We start from the raw sequence: 20,728 nt of genomic DNA, 5'->3' as shown, positions 1-20,728 counted from the left end.
TAATTAACAACAATCACAACTACTTTTGCCTTCGGGCGCTGGGTTCTCAAATGCATCTGCAACATCCTTAAGCATGAATGCAATAAATTCAGGAGGACATTGAAGTTCATTAATATAACCAGCGAATTACTGAGCAATGTTTTTCATTACAGGAATAATTATGCTCTCAATTTGTTCTTCAGTTGCTTCCTACCTCGCTTGGCATTCTTCTGTTATCTACCAAATAATGTATTAACTCTTCCATAATGACTTTCTTTTTAAGTCCTACAACAAAGAGGGAATAAGGTTTGGCATTATGTATTCATATGAAGGACTCTTTGAATTGATCAGGTATAGGAAAATCTTCTCGTATTTGTTGCAAACGTTTTTTGTAAATAGTTTCGTAATTAGGATCACGGCTTTTATAGGCGTTGTAGGTTTGCCCTTCATAATCTTCTCCTTCAATTAAGTTTTCTACTTGCTGGATAAGGTCTCTATAAATATCTCCTCCAATAATCTGTTCTTGAGTAAGCTCACTTCCATGAGAATCAGCGTATTGAATAATACCTTTGAAGGTATACAGCCATTGTCTCCTCGCCAGTGGAGCTAGTGTGATAACTTCTTTATAAATAAAACTGGTACAAAGTTTCTACTTGACTTGTAAATGAATAGCTTCAATCACAAAAAAAGAACAGGCTGTTTATTTTACTGATAATATTATCCAATGACTGTTAATCAAAGAAAAGTTCTAGTAACTGGTGCTTCAGGGTATATTGCTCTGCATTGCATTTTAGAATTATTAAATAATGGATATGAAGTAAAAGGATCTTTAAGAGATCTAAAGCGTGAGAATGAAGTAAGAAAATCATTAGGGATAGAATTTAACAATAACAATCTTGAATTTTGTAAATTGGATTTACTTAATGATGAAGGCTGGGACGATGCGGCCTCTGATTGTGATTATCTTTTTCATATAGCTTCTCCATGCTTTGTCGAAGAACCAAAGCATGAAAATGAACTAATTACCCCTGCATTAGAAGGAACATTAAGGGCATTAAAAGCTGCGCACAAATCAAAAATTAAAAAGGTAGTCCTAACTTCATCAATGGGTGCAATAGCTTACGGACATAACAAGAGTTACTGCAATGCTAATGATTGGACTGATACCTCAAAGGATGTAGGGGCATATATAAAAAGCAAGACAATAGCTGAAAAAGCTGCTTGGGATTTTGTTGACAACCAAACCGACGAGTCATTTTCAATGACTACTATTCATCCTGGAATGGTTTTTGGACCATTACTTAGCAATGATATAGAAGGTATATCAGCGAGTTTAATTACAAAAATGATTACGGGTAAATTCCCAGCTTTGCCAGATATTTATTTCACTGTGGTAGATGTAAGAGATGTCGCGAAGTTACATGTTCAGTCATTAACGAATCACCATAGTGATCATAAAAGAATAATTGCGACGTCTCAAAAAGGTATTCCATTCTTAGAAATTTCAGAAATTTTAAGAGAACTAGGATTTAATAAATCTCCAAAGAGTTTGGTCCCTACTCAAGTAATAAATTCTTTAGCAATGTTCAATAGAGATATGAAAAGCACTTCCTCTATGATTAAAAGAGGTCGATATGGAGCAGATATAGCCGAAACTATTTCGATCTTCGATTGGGAGCCAACCCCTTTTAAAAAAACATTAGAAGATATGACTAGTTCTTTAAAGACAATTTTAAATTAAAACTTTTAATATTAAATGTTTCTTTTAATGAATTAATTGGTTGTAAAATTTTTTTAGTTCTAAAAGTTATATTCTTTATTTACTTAAGAAAATCGTTTTAATCCTCAGTCTATCTGTTATTGGTGATGTCCAAGAGGTCCAGGACCAGATCCAATCTTATAGGATTTTCTTAATGATTTTTCAATAAAGGACTTTGCCTTTTTGATTGACTCAATTAAGTTGAACCCTAAAGCAATATAACTACAAATAGCAGCACTTAATGTACATCCACTACCATGTGTATTTGAGGTATTTATAAATTTATTAATTAACCAATCTCTTTTACCTTCTCTATCAATATAAAAATCTTTACCTTTCAAGGAATTTAATCCTCCTCCTTTTATTAATACAGCTTTAGGGCCAAGTTTTAAAATTTCTTGAGCAGAAAATTCTATATCTTCTTCATTTTTTATTTCAACATTTGAAAGTAAATTAGCTTCATAAATATTTGGAGTTACTATTTCTGCCTGAGGTAAAAGTAATTTTTTATAAGCATTAATTGCACTGTCTTCAATTAATTTTGCGCCAGTCCTTGAAACCATAACTGGATCAATGATTTTAGGGATAGCGAATTCCTTCAACTTTGTACCAGTATTTAGAATTATTCTTTCGTTTAAGAGCATTCCAGTCTTTAAACACTGTATCTCAAAATCCGAGAATAAAGCATCAATTTGATTGATTAATATATGACTTTCAACAGCTTCTACCCCAGTTACCCCTATACTATTTTGCGCCGTAATACATGTAATTGCAGTGCAACCATGGACTTTAATAGACATGAAAGTTCTTAGATCTGCTTGAATCCCTGCACCTCCACCCGAATCACTACCACCGATTGAGAGAACAATTTTAGAATACATAATTTCCTCTGATAAGGTAAATCTCTTCTAATCTAAGAGAAAGAAGAATAGGCATTGAAAAAATCTAGTTCCAACTCCATAGATCTTTTATATAGAAAATTAACTTGTTCAATATCATATGATTCATCATATTCATCTATTAGATTTTCTAGTGATTTTGCAAGATTATCAAAACTTTTATCAGAGTAAGTTAAGATCCATTCTTTATAAGGATTATCGGAAATCATATTTAATAATTTTTTTCCAAGCCAAGAATATAAACGCATACATGGTGTCATTGCGCTCATTATTTCAATTAAACTTAAATTTAAGGAGACTTCTTCTAAAAAATCAGTATATTTTTTTGTAGCTGGTCCTATTAAATTTGTAGTTAAATCAATATCCCATTCTTTTGCATAAGTTTCATGCAGAATCAACTCCTCTGATACTCCTGATAACAGTACGCTTAAAGTTTTGATGATTTTTTTATTTCTTGACTTGGAAACTGCTAAACCGTATGCCCGAGCGAAACTTTCTAAAAAAAAATAATCTTGAGCTAAATATTCTTGAAATTTGGTTTTAGGAAGATCTCCATTTTTTATCCCCTGGACGAATTTAGTATTAAGGCTTAATGATGCAAGATTATAATTGCGTTCCCATAATTTTTGAGTTATCAGCATTGATTAAGTAATTGTTTCGTAAACATATCATGCCTCTTTTTGTTATACCTTCAACATTGAGGTGGTTTTACTTTTTGCTACTCAATAATTCCCTTTGCTTTAAGAATCGGAGTGAAGGGGCAATTATCTCTACTTAGCAATTTAAGCGTTGAGGCTATTGAGCTTCTAGATCCATCTCTTAAAACCTTCTCTAAGTAGTCACATATTTCAAGAAGTTCAACTTCTCTAGGAGATTGTCTGGACATCTATCTGAAATCTTCAGTGAATTCAATAACATCTCTACTTAATCCTAGTCTCATCGCCTCTTCTTCCAATGCTAAATGACTTCGTTCGATATCTTTTCTATAATTCATCACCGCTTTACTTTCTTTCCCTTGAGGAGGAATTCCATCAAGCACATCAAATAAAATACTTTTTCTTCGTTGTGATTCCATAAAAAAGAAACCTCTTTTTTATTTATGATTAAAAATTAGTTTTTGCGAAATAATTTTTTAAACAATTCTATGTATCAAATGGATATTCATCTCGATTACTGATATACAAACTTATTCCAATTTCCTTATAGGAAATATTATTAACCATAGATTGTCTCTAATGTCTTCTTAAGATATACCTTTTTTTACTAAATTAGCCATTAAAATTTATCTTAAAAAATATGATTTAATGTAGATCTTAATATTTTTTTTTGCTTTAATATTAATGCTTTGGTCTTTAGTAGGACACTCGCCAAAGTTTATTTAGAGCTACGTTTAAGGCACGTGGCTTTTTTTTTTAATAGTTTTCATATGATTGTAATAAATGAAGGGTTTAAATATATTTTCCTTATCTTTGAAAACATTTATTGATTACATTCTGAATTTATGTTTAGAACTATATTAAAAGTAATTATTTAAAATTTCTATGGGTTTTGCTGGAAATGAACTTCTAAAGGCTGCAGAATTTTTTAACGTTAATTCCAGTACTGGAATATTTATTCTTTTTTTATTTTTAAGTTCTTTATTGGCTTTTTTCGTCCTTGCTTTTAGTTATGCATTTATAGATACACCATTGACTTCGAAAGTTATTTCAAGAAGTTGAGTAGAATTAATAGAAAGTAAAGATTAATAATTAAATTTTTTTGATTTAAACCTAGCTTGTTCGATCTAGGGTAAACCTTTTCATTTTATTTTTTAGTCATTCGATAATTAACATAAAAGAATAATCCAAGTATTGCAAGATTTGCTAAAGCATAAGTGATCTCTATTCACATGATTTATGTGTTAAATATATATGTTTATTGCAAGTTACAGCAACGAATCATTTTTTATTCTTTTTAAATTTAAACATACCCATTAGTTGCTCACCAAAAGAACTCCACAATATGACAACAAATGGGCTACATGCTATGACCCCAGTAAAGAAACTCAAACTTTTACCAATTCCAAATACTATTAAACAGAAAACCAAGGCTCCAACAATTAAGGCACTTTTTCTTTTCTTAAATAAGTCTTGAAATCTTTTCTCTTGAGATGAATCCTTAATTTTATTAGTTCCTTCTATGATGGGTATTAGAAGATTCAGTAACCATTTTTTGAAAACGTTTATTGGATTCATTCTTAAACCAAGGTTTCATCTCCCATTTCTAGCTGATCTTTCTCAAGTAATTATCACAATTTTATCTATCAATTATCAACGTCCCTCCCGTCTTCGAGGTCATTTAGATATCCTTTAATTTTGCACGGTTGTTTTGGGATCACTAGGTCGCAGGTTCGAATCCTGACGCCCCGATCCGTTAGAGACAGGGATCCCAGCCCTGTCTTTTTTAATGGGAATAATAGCGTGGGCAAAATGTATGCAAAACGTGGGCAAAAGAACTTTCTGGCCAGGTCGGAAAGCTAGATAGGGCCTACAGATTGAGCAATCCTCAAGTAAGCGACAAGCAATTTGATCAATTAGAAAATAGGCTTAGTGAAATAGATCCTCAGAACTTATATTCCCAGCAAAAATGAAGTTGCTCAATTTAGATAATTCTTGTTTTAGTGAATGGTGGGCGGATAAAGCCAGAAATGAAACCATGATTGTGCAACCAAAATTTGATGGTTGTACTTTGGGGTTGCGATACCAATCTGGAACCTTGGTTGCTGCTTTTACTCGGTCTGGAAAAGATGTTCTTGAAGCCGCCAGAACTATTTGCAATCTTCCCTTAGAACTTCCAGAAGATGGGCAAGCTGTTTCTGAAGATCCAGTAGAAATAAGAGGAGAACTTTATGGCCCAAACTTAAGTAGAACTAAATCTCAAGCCCTAGCCGCTGGACATCTAAGAAAGAAAAATCCAACTGGTGCTGGCTTATCTTTTGTTGCCTATGAAATTCTTGGCTCAACCAATGATGAAATTGAAGATATTAAACGCCTAGAAAGTTGGTTCTTTGAAATACCGCCAATAAATAGAACTGCTGATCCTTGCCAAGTAAAGAAATGGCATAAAGAATGGTTGGCTGGTGAATTATTTGAAAATCTTCCTTGTGACGGAATTGTGGTCAAAGTTGCTTCTGGAGTAACCAAACAAAAACTTGGCGTTACTTCCAAATGTCCGAATTGGGCGATTGCTTTAAAAGGGTAAATGCATCAAAGATATTTCCTTTGCCGTTTTAACCAAGGAATCATCATGAGAAATTTAGATCTAAGAATTATTCAAAAACGCATTTTCATCATGCAAGATTTATTCATTGCAAATGGGAATTAAAAGACTTTAGGAAAATAATAGAAAAAGGAAGCGAATCTCTCAGAACTCACCTTCGAAGGAAGAATGTATGGAATGTTCTATGCAAGTAGGCAGAAATGATAAGTGAGGTGTTAGTTTCTTATACATTTAGGTATCGCTATGCGAAGGTTTCTCATGCTGCTGGGATTCCACTAACTATTATCGCCGCTGCCATGGGTCACACCACATAAGTGCATCATCAAAGTTATGCAAGATTCATTCCAGACGGTACGGCTGATCTGTATGCCAAACAAAATACTAGGGTCGAATAAATATGAGAAAGAGAATCAACTCGCTCAAATACTTTGCTCCTCTAGTTCAGATAGTCCTATGCCCTGTAACTATTCTGTTTTTATGGACTGTGTTTACAGGTCCTGAAGTAATCCCTGAAGTAAATGAAGAATTACTTCGTAAAGAATAGATAAAGGTTTAATGTTTACATCTCATCAAAGTTGACATGAAAGACGTATGAAAAGTTTTTTTAGTTATGCCATAGCATTTCTTTTTATCTTTATCTCACTTTCATCACAAGTTCATGCTTTTGGAAAGGAATCTATCCTAGATAAGTCTCAAATACTAATCGCAAACAAATACGCAGAGAGCTTTTGCAGTGCTAAAGCCGATCATTATTTTGAGTGATTAGACAATGAGAAAACTCTTAAATATTCATACTTTAAATATATAGGTTTGCAGAGTAAAGAGATGTACTCAAAGGTTATGCACCAAACCTTAATTAATCAAATAAGAGCTAAGTGCATTATCACAAATGAAGAAGAAAGAGAAATAAAAGAATTATTCAAGAAGATATTGTAGCCAAGACAAATTCATTAATTACTTCTGGGCCAAACTATTATAAGTTTAGGTATATAAATTTATCTTCTAAGAAATCCTTAATCTATTAACTTAGTCAAAACTGCTAATTTCAAGCCATCAATACTCCTAAGCACATCTAAAACACTAATTACATAATCATGAGAATTATTTTATCAGCATTTAGAACAACTAAATTCTTACTTTCATCAACCAAATCAACTACCTTATCTTTCGAATCCTGATAGTTTAAACTTTTCTTATTTAGTAATAAATTACCAGATTTATCAATAGATATATTCACAAATTTATTATTCTACTTGATCGAATTACTTGCCTTAGGTAAATCAAAAGAGATGCTATCAAAACTCTTTAAAGAAAGACTTGAGATAATAAGAAAAGCTAAAATAGAAAATATAATATCTATCATGGGCAAAATATCAATTTGATTCTTGTTATTAATATCTTCTTTTAATTTTAAATAGATCATTATTATAATTTGTTTTTTCTATATAGTATTTCAAATCTGCCGGTATACTGATTTAGAATAGAATTTTGTTTCCTCCATAAACTATTAAAATAGTTAGAAAAGATAAGTGTAATAATAGCAATAATTAAACCAGTTGCTGTGGAAATCAATGCCTCACTTATTCCACCAGTAACTTCTTGAGCATTAACACCAGATTCACCTAGTTTTATAAATGAAAAAGAATTTATAAGCCCCAGTACTGTGCCTAAGAGACCAAGTAAAGGAGAGATAGTAATAATGGTAGAGAATAAGTTACTAAACTTTCCAAATTCAGATTGAATTGATTGAATTGATATTTCTAATGCTAATTTTAGATCAATAGTATTTTTATCAGTTAGAAGACTTCTATCTATAATTTTCAAGGAATCTAACAATACTTTTTCTAATGGTATTGAAGAAATCTCATTTTGTTTTATAAAATCAATAGAAGAAATAGTTGAATATTTTTCAACTGTAATCATTAGTTTACTATCGTTTTTTTTTATTACATCTTTCCAGTATGCAATTCTTTCAAATATGCACGCTAAAGAAGTAATTGACATGAACAATAATGGCCACATAACTATGCCACCTGATTTGAAAAGATCAAACAAGAAGACTTATAATGAATATAACAATCATAATCCTAATAAAAGAAAGCTAATTGAATTAATAGTTTCCTAGAAAAATGAATAGAATCAAAATTAATAGAATCAATTATTACATCCTTATGTCAGTAATGATTCACTCCTTCTTTTTTTTATTTATTGAAAAAGAGAGAGTCGTTACTTTAGGTGAGAAAATTATTCCAATAGAGCTGATTGATGATTTATCAGAGCCAGGATTTGGTGAAGCCACACAAAGAAGCAAAAAATTTATTAAAAAACCTTCAATAAAAGAAGAATTAAAAAATGAGATTGAGAGGAAAAATCCTTTAGATGGGCAAGAATCATTTGACGATAACAAGATATATGAGAAAAAATTTCAACTAAAGAAAGATAAAAGTAATTTAGTAAATAAACCTATGTCAAAAGAGGAAAAAGGGAGCGGATTTATAAAAGGTATAAAAAATAATGAGCCAGAAAAGGGATCTTTAAAGGGCAAGGGAACAATAAAAATTACTTGCTTAAAATGTGTCCGACCTATATACCCTCCAATTGCTCTAAGAAGAGGAGCTGAGGGGACTCCAACAGTAAAAGTATGGATTAACAAAAAGGGGAATGTCTTTAAGGCAGAGCTAATAACTTTCAGTGGGCATGAATCAATTGATAGAGCTGCTAAAAAAGCAGCAATTAATTCTACTTTTTACCCCTTAGAGGAGGAAACCTCAATAAATATTGAATACGATTTAAAAATAAGATAAGGAGTTAAAAGATTTTTCTAAGTTTTAAACATGCACTATTAATACTCTCTAAACTACCTGCATTTATTAGCCCATAGTAATTAAAACGATACACTTGATCAGATTTAACTGCTTTCAAATTAGAAAATGGCATAGATTTTTCAAAGTCAACGTATTGTCCAGGCCTTGTTTGGATAATAATTAAGTTATCAGGATCTTCTTTGACTAACCACTCTGGTGATAAATTTACGTAACCACGAAACTCACTCTTTGAATCAAGATCTTTTGTTAGACTATTTATACCGAATCTTTGTAGAAGATTTCCAGCCCAACTTTTTGAGTTAGGAGAGAGAATAGGTTTTGTACTAGCAAGAACAACTACACTAGGCTTTTTATTTTGCTCATTGGCAACAACACATTCTTTCAAATTAGTGTTAACTATTTCATTAGACTTCCCCGAACCATTTATATCTAATTTAGTAGAAATTAAATTAATAGTATTTTCCAAGCTATTCCAATCACTCAATTCATAGGAAATTGTTTGGATATTAATATCTTTAAGTTTGCCTAGTATTTTGTCATGAAACCCTTTTGTGCCAATAACTAAGTCTGGTTTCAAAGAAACAATTTTCTCTAAATTAGGTGGAGTTCTGCCCTGACTTATTCTTGGCAATTCCTGATAGTTAATTTTATCCTTAAAAAGTGAACTTCCAGGAATAGCTATAAGTTTATCTCTTGATAAAGTACTAACAATATCAGTGCTTAATGATGTTAAAGTAATTACTTTATTAATACTCTTATTTTTTATTAGCTTTAAATTCTTATCATTTATTTCTCCATTATTAGATTTAAATGATGAACAAGAACCTAATAACAAAAATATTATCAAGTTTAAATAATTTAGAATCTTCATTAACTTTTCTTAATTAATAACTTGACTTAAATTTACTTACTATATCAGATTTAAAATCTGAAATTAAACCCAGCCTTAATATGCCTAGAGGGTTGAGAATATCCCTCTAAATTTGCAGCTGTCTTAGACAATCCTTTAACATCGGAGTAATAGTAATATCTTTTATCAAACAAATTATAAACTCCTAAATCTACTTCTAATCTTTCTGATTGTTTTAGACTACCAATTAAATCAACCTTATTATAAGAATCAGGAACGTATGTAGTCGTTCCACTTTCTACTCTCGGTCCTCCTACATGAGTGTTTTTCAAATCAACTGTAATTTTATTATCTGAGGTTTTATATCTAAGAATAGCTATAGCTTTAAGTGGTTCTATTGACTCTAAAGCCGTATCTGTTTTTGTGTTTTCTCCATGCTGGTAGCCCAAGGATGCTATCAAGCTTATGCCAGTTGAATCTGGATTAAACCTATATTCAGCCTCGATTTCTGTTCCGTAAATATCTATTTCATCTTTATTCATTGACTTATATTCGGTGAATCCACTTGCTGATTTACCTATATAACTATGTTGTTCAATGTAATCATCATATTTACTAAAAAATCCTGAAATATTCCAATCAAATTTATCAGTAAATTTCCTTAATCCAACTTCAAATGTATCACTTGTCTCAGGTTCTAAATCAGGATTAGAATAAGTTGTATATCTTCTTTGGACATTAGTATAACTACTATTCATATCAACATAATTAGGTGCTCTAAAACCTCTTGCATATAGACCATACAAAGATAGATCAGGATTAACCTTATATATTGCCGACAATTTTGGGCTAATAGCACTTTCACTGTAGCCAACTGGCTCTAGAACGCCTACACCATTACCGAAATATGCTGCATCAGATTCGACCTCTAAATCAAAATTATCATATCTAATACCAGCAATAATATCTAACTTATCATTTACAGCAATTTCATCTTGTATGTAAACACCAGTTCTTCTGATAGTTGAATCAGGTGTCTCTTTTTTGCTTACTGTTACTCCAGTTAATTTGTTAGTTTCCTTTCTTTCCCTCTCATTTTCACTTTCCGAGAAATCAAAGCCATATGAAATCTGGTGAAGAACATTACCTACATTTCTATCACTCCTTAACAGTAATTCTGCTCCATAAGAAGAATGCTCAAAAGGTTGGTCCCTATTTTGATTTGATGGCCTACCATAGACAATCGCATTCCTACTATATTTGTGATCTGCTTCTATATCTTGTAAATAAGCTTTGACTTTTGAGTACTGTATCGATTTACCGTTAGATGGATTTTCATAAACATATGCTATTGAATATCTATTTGTTTGTGTCTCACTTTCAGAGTCTAAAGAGCTATACCCACTTGGCAAGTTGTCTGGCTTAACTGGATCTTCATCTGTTGATTTATTTATACTTTCAGCTATAAAGTTTGCTTTTGAATAATCATCAATATTTAACTCTAGATTAGAAAATAATGTTTTACCTGAACTCTCTCCTCCGTTTATGTATTTATCATCTGCATTTGTTGCAGGGTCACTACCTTTCTCTCCACTAAAAACAAATAGTCCTGAAAGGTTATCAGACAAAGGAGCCGCAATTTTTATTGCTCCTCCTAACCCTTCATTTGCTCCATCATAATAGGTGGGTAATTCAATAGTATATGTGCCATCTTCTTTTAATAAATCTGATGGGGCTAGCTGTCTAAATGAAATCGCCCCCCCAAGAGCATCACTTCCATAAAGTGTTGAGGCGGGACCTTTCAGAACTTCAACTGATTTGAGTGTATTGAAATCTACATAACTACCTCTGCCAAATGTGTAATAACTTCCATAGGAATAAGTAGGTAGTCTTATTCCATCAACTTGCATTAAGACTCTATCGCCATTCATTCCCCTAATATTTACGTCTTCTTGACTTGTTATTCCCCTTACTCCACTTTGAGTGAATTTCTTTGTACTAACACCAGGTACATCCTTTAATAAATTTCTTAAAGTAGGAGACTGATTTGAGTATATTTCCTCTCCTTCTATTACAGTTACACTTCCTGGATATTCAGAGGTTGCTCTTGGTGTCTTAGTACCAGTAACTGTAATTTTAAGTTTTCCCGCTATATCTTCCTGCTCTACTTGAGCAATTAAAGTTGAATTTCTTTTTGAGTTAACTTCAAATCCTTTAGAAGAATTTGTTTCAACTTCTAATGCAATTGCCGCAGAAGAACCTAAAAAAGAAATTGCCGCAGGAATAACCAGCAGCTTAGAAAAAAGTTTCACCCTTGCCTCACACAACAAGATATATACCTATTTTTATAGACGTAAACGTAATCAAAGACTTTTTAAAAGAGTATCGATCTATACAAATAAACCAGACAAAAGATTCGTAATACCAATAAATAAAATATAAGGTGCTATTAGATTCTCTTTCAGGTATAAAGCTATACGTCTATGTCTGTGGATCAATTAATTCTGCACTTTCAGGAAGATTTAATTGTACATATTTGAAGACCAATAGGAGTCTCTATTTGGCAAGTCTCAACTTGAAAAGCTTGTTTCATTAGCTCTTCAGTAAGAACTTCTCTAGGTTTGTCGATAGCTAATAATTCGCCGTCTTTAAGAATTGCAATCCGATCACAATATCTCGCAGCCAAGTTTAAGTCATGAATAACAGTAATAATTGAAAGTGCTTGCTCATTATTAAGTCTTTTTAGTAAATCAAAAAATTGAAGTTGATAACGAAGATCTAAAAAAGTTGTTGGTTCGTCCAATAAAAGGGTTTTTGCATCTTGTGCAAGCGCAAGAGAAAGAAAAGCTCGTTGACGTTGACCACCAGACAACGCATATATAGGCGTTTCTTTTAAACAGGTCATATCAGTTAAGGCAATAGATCTTTCAACTTCAAAATAGTCGTTTTCATCAAGATCTAATTCCCACCATTCTTTATGAGGGGAACGCCCAAGGCAGACCAATTCATAGACCGTTAAAGATAAATTTGAGCTATTTTGTTGAGGTAATACAGAGATCTTTTTTGCGATTTCTTTTGTAGAACTATGATGAATATCATACCCATCTAAATAAGCAATACCTGTATGTGCATCAAGTATGCGGCTAATACCTTTTAAAAAAGTGGATTTACCTGATCCATTGGCTCCAATAATCCCTAACCACTCAGATTTCTCCAATGAGAGACTTATCGATTTAATGATTTTATTTTCTTCATAACCGGTAGAGAAATCTTTTGTTATTAGTGTCATTACGTCTATCTCAGACTAGTTAAGGATTTTTGTCTTTTATACAATAAGACTATAAAAATTGGGGCACCTAATAATGATGTGATGATTCCAACAGGCAATTCAATAGTTCCTGATCTTGCAATCAAATCGGCCGAACTAAGTGTAAAGGCACCTAACAAAGCTGAGAAGGGCAAAACAACTCTGTAATCTGTGCCAAATAAAAATCGTGTCGCATGGGGAACAATCAAACCTACAAATCCAATCAAGCCACCAACGCTAACTGAACTTGCAGCTAATAGAGTTGCAGATGCACCAATCAAGCATCTTGAACGAAATAAAGAATTTCCTAAACCTACAGATAATTCATCTCCCAAGCCTAATAAATTCAATTGTCTTGAGAGTAATAATCCCACAACTAAAGCAAAGACGATTGGTGGTCCAGCTAACTTGATTTCAGTCCACCCTCTGGAATTAAGACTACCTATTAACCAAGTCAAAGCAGCTTGAACTCGTCCATCTTCTGTTTGTAGAAGAAGCATTGACTGAATAGACCCAAAAAGGCTACTTAAGGCAACCCCTGCAAGAATCAATCTTTCTACTGATATGGAAGTCCCTGATTTTGCTAAACAGTAGACGATTAAGGTCGTAATAATAGCTCCTATCCATGCAGCAATAGGTATCCAAGAGAGCCATAAACCCATGCTTATTAACAGAACAATTACTAACCCCGAGCCTGCAGAGATACCGAGCAAGTAAGGACTTGCCAACCCATTTCTTAGCATTCCTTGTAGGAGAGCTCCAGACATACCTAAAGCCGAGCCAACAAGTAAAGAAGCAATTAATCTAGGGAGCCTGAGTTCCCAAAAAATAATTTGATTAGTTAAATCACCTTCTCTCAAGAATGCTTTGATTAATTCATGACTACTTAATTCAACCGAACCTCTACTTAAAGACAGAACTATGACTAAAGAAATAAATGCTAAAAGAAGAAAGGCGTTAAATTTATTCTTTTCTCTAAATAAGTTTAAAAACTTTTGATAGGACACCTGAAAAAAATTATTTCAACTTTACGATAGTTCTTCTAATATTTATGCAATGTACAAATATTACATGCTTGACTTTTAAGCTTGATGGTTCTTACAGAATAAAACCTATTAAAAGAGTCAAATCTAATTAAATTATTGTGAGGATGATTGAAAATAAAGCATTTGAAAAATAGTATTAGTTTTTTAGTTTAAAAGCTTATACAGACAAAGAGCATCAAATAATTTATGAGCTCTTGGCTTCCCAGTCTTAACAGGCCTAATCTTATCAAGTATTGACGCATTACAAGAAATCCAGAAACTTCTCTGTTTAAGATTACAAGCTTCGCAGATATTCCAATGAGCAATTGATGGAGATGATGTCTCACAAATTGAACTCATGGTTTTAATATGTTCTCTCTCTAAGAAATCAACTTCTTCCTCAGAGAGTTTTCCTGTTCCACAATAATCTTCAATTACTGTTTTGAAATTAAAAATCATATAATTGATTTTAAAAATCAGGTTTGATCAATGCTTACTTTTGGATTATCAAATGGATCATCAGTTAAGGTTGCTAGACAAATTCTTTTTGGAGTCTCAAATTGTTCATGGTTGTGACAATGTTCTAGACAATTAAAATACCTATCTTGATTTGACTTCATTATAGTAATAAATTTCAGATAAATTAATCCATAAGGGGGATAATCATAAGTTAATTAAATATAGATTTAAATTAATTAATCTAAGGGTAAAATTTGATATATATATTCCAATTAAATAAAACAATTCAGCATAAAATACTATAAATCTAACAATTGATATTTGATGATTAATAAGATTATAAACTAAAATATAAAAAAAATATTTAAATGAATCCTCAGATTTTATTTAATTTTTCTCTAGCACTTTTAACAACAGGGTTAATTTTATTATTTAAAGGACTATTTATACTCGGTTTTGGGAGTTTAATAATATCTATAGGAACTTCAATTATTTGGCTTATGTCAGGTTTCTTTGGGAAATTCGAATATGAGCCTATGGATTCCAAATTAGAAGATGAAAAAGATGAGGAAGGCAAGGGAGTCTTAAAGCCTTTCTAAATTGGGTTTATAAATAATTTATCAGTGATTTGCTAAAGAATGAACAATCAAAGAAATTAATACTCCTGTCCAAATACCTTTAAAAAAAGTTCGAAAGTCAAGCTTATTCATAGCTTTATCAATTGGCAATGGTGTTATTAATTCATTCATGTTAGTATTTTTAATCAAACTATATGCTGTGTTGAAAAAGTTTGCATAAACAATTAATACGTTTAAGAGTTATATTTATACAAACTATAAATAAATCTCTAATTCTTCATCTCTACATATTTATCTAAAAATGCGTTTATATATGAAACCAATCTGCCGAAAGGAGAAGAAATAGCAAAAGATTGATTTAAATGATTAATAAAAAAGTTTCTATATTCTAGATTCTTATGAGAGTCTTTTCCATTACTTGGTAAGAGATCATGATCCTCAGCTTCAAAATACACTTGTTTATCTAAATATGAATTTCCATTATCATTGCCGTCATAATTTTTTTGTCTATATATTTTTATATAAAATAAACTAACAATTGATACATTTTAAAAATCCTTGCTCAAGAATAATTCTCGTTTAATTCGAGTCAAGTGTGTAATAAGTTGATATTCGGCAGTTTGCTGACTAAATAGATATTATTAATTAAAAAACTTAGCCTATTCAACTTTAATATTTGCATTCCAATACTTTTTATTATCCAAGGCTGAATTGGTTTGCTCTCTTATCATTGAAAGGAATTTTTTATTATCATTATCATATTGGTTGCATTCGAAACCTACTAGAAGCTGCCTATCAATATCCTGGAAATCAATTTCTCTTTTCACCTTTGATAAAGTCTTTTTTATTTTTTTCATCAATTAACAAAGTCAAACATTTATGCTGCCATCATTAAAAGAATTATTAAAAGAGTGTAATCACCTAATTTATAAGAGGAGAAAGCTTTATGTATTAATTTTAATGCGTAAGTGAATCATTTATTTTGTTCTTTTCTGATTATTTTTATACTATTTTTTTAGATGACTATTTATTTGATGTATTTTGCTGAAAGTTTAGGATTAGAAATTCTAGCTCCACAAGGTGTAGTAGGACTTCTCATTTTAGTCACAGGTTTCATTTTCTCACTAATGATGCTCTATGTCGGATACATCTCAATTCGTGAGATGTATTCAAATGAATCTCAGAATTCAAGGAAAATTCAGATTTTGAAAGAGCAAAAGAAAAAGATTGCTAGACTTTACCCTCAATCCTGAGATTTAGTTATTTAAGATTTTATTCAACTAATTCCATTTAATCTTAATTACTATAAAGAAAAGTATTGATCCAAATAAAAATTGACGTTTTTAATTGAGTTGACATGATATGTATATGCAACTTTATCTAGTAGTGATGAGTCTGCTACCAGAACTGAACGAAAAGAATCTTCCTTGGATCGATGTAATACATCCTATAATTGTTCACTTTGTAATTGCCATGACTTTGATAGCAGTTGTATTTGATATTATTGGTATTTTAAAAAAAAGATCTAATCTTTTTGAGGTTAGTTTTCTAAATTTAATAGTCGCTACTATTGCGATTTTTGTTGCTATTATTTTTGGCCAAATTGAAGCAGGTTTAGCAAACCCTTATGGATCTTCAAAGGATATTTTGAACTATCACAGTACGATTGGTTGGTCATTAGCTGCGATCCTTTCAATTATCACTGGATGGCGTTATGTCTCACGACAAAATAACCCCAATAATCTATCTATTGGTTTTTTATTTGTTGATATAATACTTGCTTTTCTTGTATGTGTTCAAGTTTATTTAGGTGATAAACTTGTTTGGATTTATGGACTGCATACAGTTCCAGTAGTTAATGCAATTAGAGATGGGGTAATATAATGATAATCTATAATATATTCACAAAATATTTTTATTTTTTAAACAATATCTCATCTCCGATTACAGAGATAAAAAATTCATTGGGTCCGAATGATCTTCCATATCAGATACCTATTCACCCAAATTTAGTTCATCTTACTATTGGGCTATTTGCTATAGGGATTGCTTTTGATTTCGCAGGAGCACTTTATCCTTTTGAAAAGAGAATACTTAGATTTTTAGCTTTTCCAGTAACCAGAGTTGGTTTTCATGATGTTGGATGGTATAACATTCTTGCAGCCTCTTTTATAACATTTTTTACAGTAGCGACCGGCTTCTTTGAAATGCTGCTAGCTGTTCCAATAGAGAATGTAAAAAGTATTATTGGTCAAGGAGCTATTACGACCATGCTTTGGCACGGAGTAGGTGGAGTATTAATCTTATTTATTTTAATTACAATGACAATCTGGAGAGGTTATCAAAGATTTGTTTTTAGAAAAGATTTTGGAAGACAAGTGTCATGGGCCTATTTGTTTTCAGGCACTATTATTCTATTAGTTATGGGATTACATGGAAGTCTAGGAGCATGGTTAGCAAGTGATTTTGGTGTTCATATTACAGCTGATCAGTTATTAGTTAATGGTCTTGAACTAGATAATTACTTACAATAATAATGAATTTAAAAGATTATATTAATCCAAAAATATCTCTCATAATAGGAATAACTTTTGCTGTTTTTATAGACTTAATATTAAGCAAATTAATGGCTAATTGGTCATATTCCTGGTTGCCTGTACAAGCATCAAAAGCGGCTCCTTACGTTGATAATCTATTTGCATTCGAAACAGGCATTGGAACATTTATATTTCTAGGATGTTCTGGAGTAATTGGATGGGTCTTATTGTTTAATCGAGCCCCTAAATATGACGAAAGTTACGGAGATCCTATTGAAGGTAATGTCAAATTAGAGATTGTGTGGACATTAGTCCCTCTTTTCCTTGTGATTGCAATAGCTATTTATTCAACAAAGGTCAACACTACTTTGCAAAACTTAGGTGAAAAAACAAAATATGATTCTCAAAAAGAATTACCAACATACTTAGATAATAACGAAGCTTCTGCAGGTACATTCATTGATGTTATTTCTAGACAATGGAGTTGGGAATTTAAGTACCCTGAGGGTTTCTCCTCTTCTGAACTTCATATTCCCATAAATGAAAAAGTTTATTTCCGGTTGATTTCAAAGGACGTCATTCATGGATTCTACATACCAGCTTTTCGTTTGAAACAAGATATTATCCCTGGAAGCATTATTTCTTATAGTCTTACTCCTACTAGAAAAGGAATCTACAGATTAAGAGATTCTATGTTTAGTGGAGCTTATTTTTCTCAAAATCAGACTAATGTCATTGTTGAATCAAAAGATGCTTATCAGGAATGGATAAATAAAACTGTAAAAAAGGTACAAGTTGATGGTCTTAATCAGGCTGGATTTCTTTACAAGAAGCGGCTAGAAAAAGGAGATAAAGGTTGGGCAACTATTTCACCATCTCCTTCGCCACAAGTTAATGATCCTGGCAACCCTGATTCACCCCATGAAGGTTAGATATTATTTATGACAATAACAAATTACGACGAAAGGATTATAAAAGTTAATCAACCGGTCCCAGGAGCTCCAAATAACTGGAGAAGATTCTTTGGATTCAATACTGATGCAAAGGTTATAGGTATTCAATATATTGTCACAGCTTTAATTTTCTTATTGCTTGGTGGATTACTAGGCATGTTGATTCGAGGAGAATTAATTACGCCTCCATCCGATTTGTTTGATCCGACTGTTTATAACGGTCTTTATACAATGCACGGGACTGTGATGCTGTTCCTGTTCTTATTTCCCATACTTAGTGGCCTTACGAATCTACTGGTACCTCCCATGATTGGGGCTCCAGACATGGCATTCCCGAAATTAAATGCTTTAGCTTTTTGGTTGGTTCCTGTTTTTTCAATTGTCTTATTAACCAGTTTTTTTGTACCAGGAGGTCCTGCATCCTCCGGTTGGTGGTCATATCCACCTGTAAGTATTCAAAACCCACTTGGCCATTTTCTAAATGGCCAAATGTTGTGGATAGTAGCTATTGGTCTATCAGGTGTTTCATCAATCATGGGTGCGATTAATTTCGTAACTACGATAATTACAATGCGTGCTCCAGGTATGGGCTTTTTTAAAATGCCTATTTTTATTTGGACTGTTTTAGCTGCGCAAATTCTTCAGCTTCTTGGGCTCCCAGCACTTACAGGTGGAGCAATAATGCTCTTCTTTGATCTGAATTTCGGAACAAGCTTTTTTAATCCAGAAACTGGAGGCGATCCCGTTTTATTTCAACACTTTTTTTGGTTCTATTCACATCCCGCCGTCTATGTGATGGTTTTGCCAGTATTTGGCATCTTTTCTGAATTATTTCCTACTTATTCTCGTAAACCATTATTTGGCTATAAATTTGTAGCCGTGGCTTCCTTTGGTATCACTATTTTATCTCTAGTCGTTTGGGTTCATCATATGTTTTATACAGGTACGCCAATGTGGATGAGAAACCTTTTTATGTTTACAACAATGTTAATTGCTGTGCCCACTGGAGTTAAGGTTTTTGCATGGATAGCAACTCTTTGGGGAGGCAATTTAAGATTAAATACACCTATGTTGTTTTGCTTAGGAGGACTTTTTAATTTTATTTTTGGAGGTATTACTGGTGTGATGCTTGCCACAGTACCTATTGATATTCATGTGGGCAATACATACTTTGTGGTTGCCCATTTTCATTACATCATTTTTAACACAATTGCTTTTGGTATTTTTGCAGGAATTTATCACTGGTTTCCAAAATTCACCGGTCGCATGTTTTATGAAGGATTAGGAAAGGTCCATTTTACATTGACATTTATTGGGGCAACTCTTAATTGGTTGCCTTTGCACTGGGCTGGCTTATTAGGTATGCCAAGAAGAGTCGCTTCTTATGATCCAGAGTTTGCTATTTGGAATGTAATAGCGAGTATTGGAGCATTTATGCTAGGAGTCGCGTCTATACCTTTTATTTTAAATATGGTTAGTTCATGGTCTAGAGGCAAAAAGGCACCTCCAAATCCCTGGAATGCAATTGGCCTTGAATGGTTATTACCATCACCACCTCCACATGAAAACTTTGAGGATGACATCCCAACAGTACTCAATGAGCCATATAATTATGGATTGAATAAACCATTTGTTGTTGATGAGGAGTTTTATATTTCGAAAGCTTTGAATGATAGTTAAATGACTACCACTAAATCAGAAGTATTACTTCATACTCCCGGTCATGTTAAACATGATGGACATAATTTAACGGGTTTTATTATTTTCCTATGTTCTGAAAGTATTATTTTCTTTGCTTTTTTTGTAGGATATGCAGTTTTAAAACTCACTGCACCTACTTGGTATCCTGATGGTGTTAGTGGGATAGCTGTAAGGGAGCCTTTAATAAATACAATTATTTTAGTAAGTTCTAGTTTCGTTATTTATTTTGCTGAGAGGTATTTACATAAAAAGAATTATTGGGGATTCCGAATTGTTTGGCTAGTTACTATGCTGATGGGATCTTATTTTGTATATGGTCAATATTTTGAATGGTCTGAATTAAGCTTCAGCTTAAGCAGTGGAGTGTTTGGGAGCTTATTTTATTTACTTACTGGTTTCCATGGATTACATGTAATAACTGGAATACTACTAATGGGTTTAATGTTAATACGTTCATTTATACCAGGTAATTATGACAGTGGTGAAATGGGTGTTGAATCAGTAAGTCTTTTTTGGCACTTTGTAGATGTGATATGGATTATCTTATTCGTCTTAATTTATGTGTGGCAATAGTATTTAATTAATTATGGAAATTCTA

Annotated in this window: 26 protein-coding genes; 11 read left to right on the top strand and 15 right to left on the bottom strand. The window is 32.2% G+C overall.

Annotation, left to right across the window (positions count from 1 at the left end):
- Positions 1-703 precede the first annotated feature (703 nt).
- Positions 704-1,720 carry an SDR family oxidoreductase gene (locus O5633_RS03720; protein WP_269610747.1) on the top strand — a complete coding sequence of 339 codons (1,017 nt, stop codon included), beginning with the start codon at positions 704-706 and terminating at the stop codon, positions 1,718-1,720.
- A gap of 116 nt (positions 1,721-1,836) precedes the next feature.
- Here the strand turns inward: O5633_RS03720 and thiD are convergent, their stop codons facing one another.
- From thiD to O5633_RS03700, 4 genes are all read right to left on the bottom strand, one after another.
- Positions 1,837-2,619, bottom strand: coding sequence for a bifunctional hydroxymethylpyrimidine kinase/phosphomethylpyrimidine kinase (gene thiD / locus O5633_RS03715; protein ID WP_269610746.1), 783 nt, complete (start codon positions 2,617-2,619; stop codon positions 1,837-1,839).
- Positions 2,620-2,651: 32 nt separating this feature from the next.
- A complete protein-coding gene (locus O5633_RS03710) occupies positions 2,652-3,278 on the bottom strand; it encodes a TenA family protein (protein ID WP_269610745.1) in 627 nt (208 codons plus the stop codon).
- Between the two features lie 77 nt (positions 3,279-3,355).
- Entirely contained in the window at positions 3,356-3,523 is a 168-nt protein-coding gene (locus O5633_RS03705; protein ID WP_269610743.1) for a hypothetical protein, read from the bottom strand.
- Positions 3,524-3,712: a hypothetical protein gene (locus O5633_RS03700; RefSeq protein WP_269610742.1), complete on the bottom strand. Its 189-nt coding sequence runs from the start codon at positions 3,710-3,712 to the stop codon at positions 3,524-3,526.
- Between the two features lie 466 nt (positions 3,713-4,178).
- On the opposite strand from O5633_RS03700, the gene O5633_RS03695 reads away from it, so the two are divergent.
- A complete protein-coding gene (locus O5633_RS03695; RefSeq protein ID WP_269610741.1) occupies positions 4,179-4,355 on the top strand; it encodes a hypothetical protein in 177 nt (58 codons plus the stop codon).
- 219 nt (positions 4,356-4,574) lie between these two features.
- Here the strand turns inward: O5633_RS03695 and O5633_RS03690 are convergent, their stop codons facing one another.
- Positions 4,575-4,871, bottom strand: coding sequence for a hypothetical protein (locus O5633_RS03690; protein WP_269610740.1), 297 nt, complete (start codon positions 4,869-4,871; stop codon positions 4,575-4,577).
- 391 nt (positions 4,872-5,262) lie between these two features.
- Between O5633_RS03690 and O5633_RS03685 the strand changes: the two genes are divergently transcribed.
- The gene (locus O5633_RS03685) at positions 5,263-5,877 is read left to right on the top strand and encodes an NAD-dependent DNA ligase (protein WP_269610739.1); all 615 of its coding nucleotides are present in this window, start codon (positions 5,263-5,265) and stop codon (positions 5,875-5,877) included.
- 1,267 nt (positions 5,878-7,144) lie between these two features.
- On the opposite strand, the gene O5633_RS11690 is transcribed toward O5633_RS03685, so the two are convergent.
- Together O5633_RS11690 and O5633_RS03680 are read right to left on the bottom strand one after the other, a co-directional pair.
- A complete protein-coding gene (locus tag O5633_RS11690) occupies positions 7,145-7,318 on the bottom strand; it encodes an ExbD/TolR family protein (RefSeq protein ID WP_420063623.1) in 174 nt (57 codons plus the stop codon).
- A 2-nt stretch (positions 7,319-7,320) separates the two neighbouring features.
- Positions 7,321-7,899 carry a MotA/TolQ/ExbB proton channel family protein gene (locus O5633_RS03680; RefSeq protein WP_269610738.1) on the bottom strand — a complete coding sequence of 193 codons (579 nt, stop codon included), beginning with the start codon at positions 7,897-7,899 and terminating at the stop codon, positions 7,321-7,323.
- Between the two features lie 176 nt (positions 7,900-8,075).
- On the opposite strand from O5633_RS03680, the gene O5633_RS03675 reads away from it, so the two are divergent.
- Positions 8,076-8,699, top strand: a complete 624-nt coding sequence (locus O5633_RS03675) for an energy transducer TonB (protein WP_269610737.1) — start codon at positions 8,076-8,078, stop codon at positions 8,697-8,699.
- A 4-nt stretch (positions 8,700-8,703) separates the two neighbouring features.
- Here the strand turns inward: O5633_RS03675 and O5633_RS03670 are convergent, their stop codons facing one another.
- The 6 genes from O5633_RS03670 to O5633_RS03645 all read right to left on the bottom strand — a co-directional run bounded on the left by O5633_RS03670 (position 8,704) and on the right by O5633_RS03645 (position 14,522).
- A complete protein-coding gene (locus O5633_RS03670) occupies positions 8,704-9,591 on the bottom strand; it encodes an ABC transporter substrate-binding protein (RefSeq protein WP_269610736.1) in 888 nt (295 codons plus the stop codon).
- Between the two features lie 50 nt (positions 9,592-9,641).
- Positions 9,642-11,882, bottom strand: coding sequence for a TonB-dependent hemoglobin/transferrin/lactoferrin family receptor (locus O5633_RS03665; RefSeq protein ID WP_269610734.1), 2,241 nt, complete (start codon positions 11,880-11,882; stop codon positions 9,642-9,644).
- 200 nt (positions 11,883-12,082) lie between these two features.
- Positions 12,083-12,859, bottom strand: coding sequence for an ABC transporter ATP-binding protein (locus O5633_RS03660; RefSeq protein WP_269610733.1), 777 nt, complete (start codon positions 12,857-12,859; stop codon positions 12,083-12,085).
- 5 nt (positions 12,860-12,864) lie between these two features.
- Positions 12,865-13,884 (bottom strand): FecCD family ABC transporter permease, encoded by a 1,020-nt coding sequence (locus O5633_RS03655; RefSeq protein ID WP_269610731.1) that lies wholly within the window; start codon positions 13,882-13,884, stop codon positions 12,865-12,867.
- A gap of 183 nt (positions 13,885-14,067) precedes the next feature.
- The gene (locus O5633_RS03650; protein ID WP_269610730.1) at positions 14,068-14,361 is read right to left on the bottom strand and encodes a hypothetical protein; all 294 of its coding nucleotides are present in this window, start codon (positions 14,359-14,361) and stop codon (positions 14,068-14,070) included.
- Between the two features lie 17 nt (positions 14,362-14,378).
- Positions 14,379-14,522 (bottom strand): hypothetical protein, encoded by a 144-nt coding sequence (locus O5633_RS03645; RefSeq protein ID WP_269610729.1) that lies wholly within the window; start codon positions 14,520-14,522, stop codon positions 14,379-14,381.
- Between the two features lie 207 nt (positions 14,523-14,729).
- Between O5633_RS03645 and O5633_RS03640 the strand changes: the two genes are divergently transcribed.
- Positions 14,730-14,960 carry a hypothetical protein gene (locus O5633_RS03640; RefSeq protein ID WP_269610728.1) on the top strand — a complete coding sequence of 77 codons (231 nt, stop codon included), beginning with the start codon at positions 14,730-14,732 and terminating at the stop codon, positions 14,958-14,960.
- Positions 14,961-14,981: 21 nt separating this feature from the next.
- On the opposite strand, the gene O5633_RS03635 is transcribed toward O5633_RS03640, so the two are convergent.
- Positions 14,982-15,110 carry a hypothetical protein gene (locus tag O5633_RS03635; protein WP_269610727.1) on the bottom strand — a complete coding sequence of 43 codons (129 nt, stop codon included), beginning with the start codon at positions 15,108-15,110 and terminating at the stop codon, positions 14,982-14,984.
- Between the two features lie 488 nt (positions 15,111-15,598).
- Entirely contained in the window at positions 15,599-15,796 is a 198-nt protein-coding gene (locus O5633_RS03630) for a hypothetical protein (protein ID WP_269610726.1), read from the bottom strand.
- 162 nt (positions 15,797-15,958) lie between these two features.
- Between O5633_RS03630 and O5633_RS03625 the strand changes: the two genes are divergently transcribed.
- From O5633_RS03625 to O5633_RS03600, 6 genes are all read left to right on the top strand, one after another.
- Positions 15,959-16,192 carry a hypothetical protein gene (locus O5633_RS03625; protein ID WP_269610725.1) on the top strand — a complete coding sequence of 78 codons (234 nt, stop codon included), beginning with the start codon at positions 15,959-15,961 and terminating at the stop codon, positions 16,190-16,192.
- A 136-nt stretch (positions 16,193-16,328) separates the two neighbouring features.
- The gene (locus tag O5633_RS03620) at positions 16,329-16,823 is read left to right on the top strand and encodes a DUF2231 domain-containing protein (RefSeq protein WP_269610724.1); all 495 of its coding nucleotides are present in this window, start codon (positions 16,329-16,331) and stop codon (positions 16,821-16,823) included.
- Entirely contained in the window at positions 16,823-17,473 is a 651-nt protein-coding gene (locus O5633_RS03615; protein ID WP_269610723.1) for a DUF2231 domain-containing protein, read from the top strand. The genes O5633_RS03620 and O5633_RS03615 overlap by 1 nt, the downstream gene beginning before the upstream one ends.
- A 2-nt stretch (positions 17,474-17,475) precedes the next feature.
- Entirely contained in the window at positions 17,476-18,408 is a 933-nt protein-coding gene (locus O5633_RS03610) for a cytochrome c oxidase subunit II (protein WP_269610722.1), read from the top strand.
- Positions 18,409-18,417: 9 nt separating this feature from the next.
- Positions 18,418-20,109 (top strand): cytochrome c oxidase subunit I, encoded by a 1,692-nt coding sequence (locus O5633_RS03605; protein WP_269610721.1) that lies wholly within the window; start codon positions 18,418-18,420, stop codon positions 20,107-20,109.
- Complete coding sequence (locus O5633_RS03600; RefSeq protein ID WP_269610720.1) at positions 20,110-20,703, top strand: cytochrome c oxidase subunit 3; 594 nt, start codon at positions 20,110-20,112, stop codon at positions 20,701-20,703.
- Positions 20,704-20,728 lie beyond the last annotated feature (25 nt).

Origin of the sequence: Prochlorococcus marinus str. MIT 1013, from assembly GCF_027359395.1 — a bacterium.
Taxonomy (GTDB): Bacteria; Cyanobacteriota; Cyanobacteriia; order PCC-6307; family Cyanobiaceae; genus Prochlorococcus_B; species Prochlorococcus_B marinus_E.
Note: the sequence above shows the minus strand (reverse complement) of the source record. Positions and strands in the feature narration are given on the sequence as shown.

Excerpts from the sequence above, each read along its gene's own strand:
- O5633_RS03720 (WP_269610747.1), top strand. The coding sequence starts at position 704 with ATGACTGTTAATCAAAGAAAAGTTCTAGTAACTGGTGCTTCAGGGTAT.
- thiD (WP_269610746.1), bottom strand. The coding sequence starts at position 2,619 with ATGTATTCTAAAATTGTTCTCTCAATCGGTGGTAGTGATTCGGGTGGA.
- O5633_RS03710 (WP_269610745.1), bottom strand. The coding sequence starts at position 3,278 with ATGCTGATAACTCAAAAATTATGGGAACGCAATTATAATCTTGCATCA.
- O5633_RS03705 (WP_269610743.1), bottom strand. The coding sequence starts at position 3,523 with ATGTCCAGACAATCTCCTAGAGAAGTTGAACTTCTTGAAATATGTGAC.
- O5633_RS03700 (WP_269610742.1), bottom strand. The coding sequence starts at position 3,712 with ATGGAATCACAACGAAGAAAAAGTATTTTATTTGATGTGCTTGATGGA.
- O5633_RS03695 (WP_269610741.1), top strand. The coding sequence starts at position 4,179 with ATGGGTTTTGCTGGAAATGAACTTCTAAAGGCTGCAGAATTTTTTAAC.
- O5633_RS03690 (WP_269610740.1), bottom strand. The coding sequence starts at position 4,871 with ATGAATCCAATAAACGTTTTCAAAAAATGGTTACTGAATCTTCTAATA.
- O5633_RS03685 (WP_269610739.1), top strand. The coding sequence starts at position 5,263 with ATGAAGTTGCTCAATTTAGATAATTCTTGTTTTAGTGAATGGTGGGCG.
- O5633_RS11690 (WP_420063623.1), bottom strand. The coding sequence starts at position 7,318 with ATGATCTATTTAAAATTAAAAGAAGATATTAATAACAAGAATCAAATT.
- O5633_RS03680 (WP_269610738.1), bottom strand. The coding sequence starts at position 7,899 with ATGTCAATTACTTCTTTAGCGTGCATATTTGAAAGAATTGCATACTGG.
- O5633_RS03675 (WP_269610737.1), top strand. The coding sequence starts at position 8,076 with ATGATTCACTCCTTCTTTTTTTTATTTATTGAAAAAGAGAGAGTCGTT.
- O5633_RS03670 (WP_269610736.1), bottom strand. The coding sequence starts at position 9,591 with ATGAAGATTCTAAATTATTTAAACTTGATAATATTTTTGTTATTAGGT.
- O5633_RS03660 (WP_269610733.1), bottom strand. The coding sequence starts at position 12,859 with ATGACACTAATAACAAAAGATTTCTCTACCGGTTATGAAGAAAATAAA.
- O5633_RS03650 (WP_269610730.1), bottom strand. The coding sequence starts at position 14,361 with ATGATTTTTAATTTCAAAACAGTAATTGAAGATTATTGTGGAACAGGA.
- O5633_RS03645 (WP_269610729.1), bottom strand. The coding sequence starts at position 14,522 with ATGAAGTCAAATCAAGATAGGTATTTTAATTGTCTAGAACATTGTCAC.
- O5633_RS03640 (WP_269610728.1), top strand. The coding sequence starts at position 14,730 with ATGAATCCTCAGATTTTATTTAATTTTTCTCTAGCACTTTTAACAACA.
- O5633_RS03635 (WP_269610727.1), bottom strand. The coding sequence starts at position 15,110 with ATGAATGAATTAATAACACCATTGCCAATTGATAAAGCTATGAATAAG.
- O5633_RS03630 (WP_269610726.1), bottom strand. The coding sequence starts at position 15,796 with ATGAAAAAAATAAAAAAGACTTTATCAAAGGTGAAAAGAGAAATTGAT.
- O5633_RS03625 (WP_269610725.1), top strand. The coding sequence starts at position 15,959 with ATGACTATTTATTTGATGTATTTTGCTGAAAGTTTAGGATTAGAAATT.
- O5633_RS03620 (WP_269610724.1), top strand. The coding sequence starts at position 16,329 with ATGAGTCTGCTACCAGAACTGAACGAAAAGAATCTTCCTTGGATCGAT.
- O5633_RS03615 (WP_269610723.1), top strand. The coding sequence starts at position 16,823 with ATGATAATCTATAATATATTCACAAAATATTTTTATTTTTTAAACAAT.
- O5633_RS03610 (WP_269610722.1), top strand. The coding sequence starts at position 17,476 with ATGAATTTAAAAGATTATATTAATCCAAAAATATCTCTCATAATAGGA.
- O5633_RS03605 (WP_269610721.1), top strand. The coding sequence starts at position 18,418 with ATGACAATAACAAATTACGACGAAAGGATTATAAAAGTTAATCAACCG.
- O5633_RS03600 (WP_269610720.1), top strand. The coding sequence starts at position 20,110 with ATGACTACCACTAAATCAGAAGTATTACTTCATACTCCCGGTCATGTT.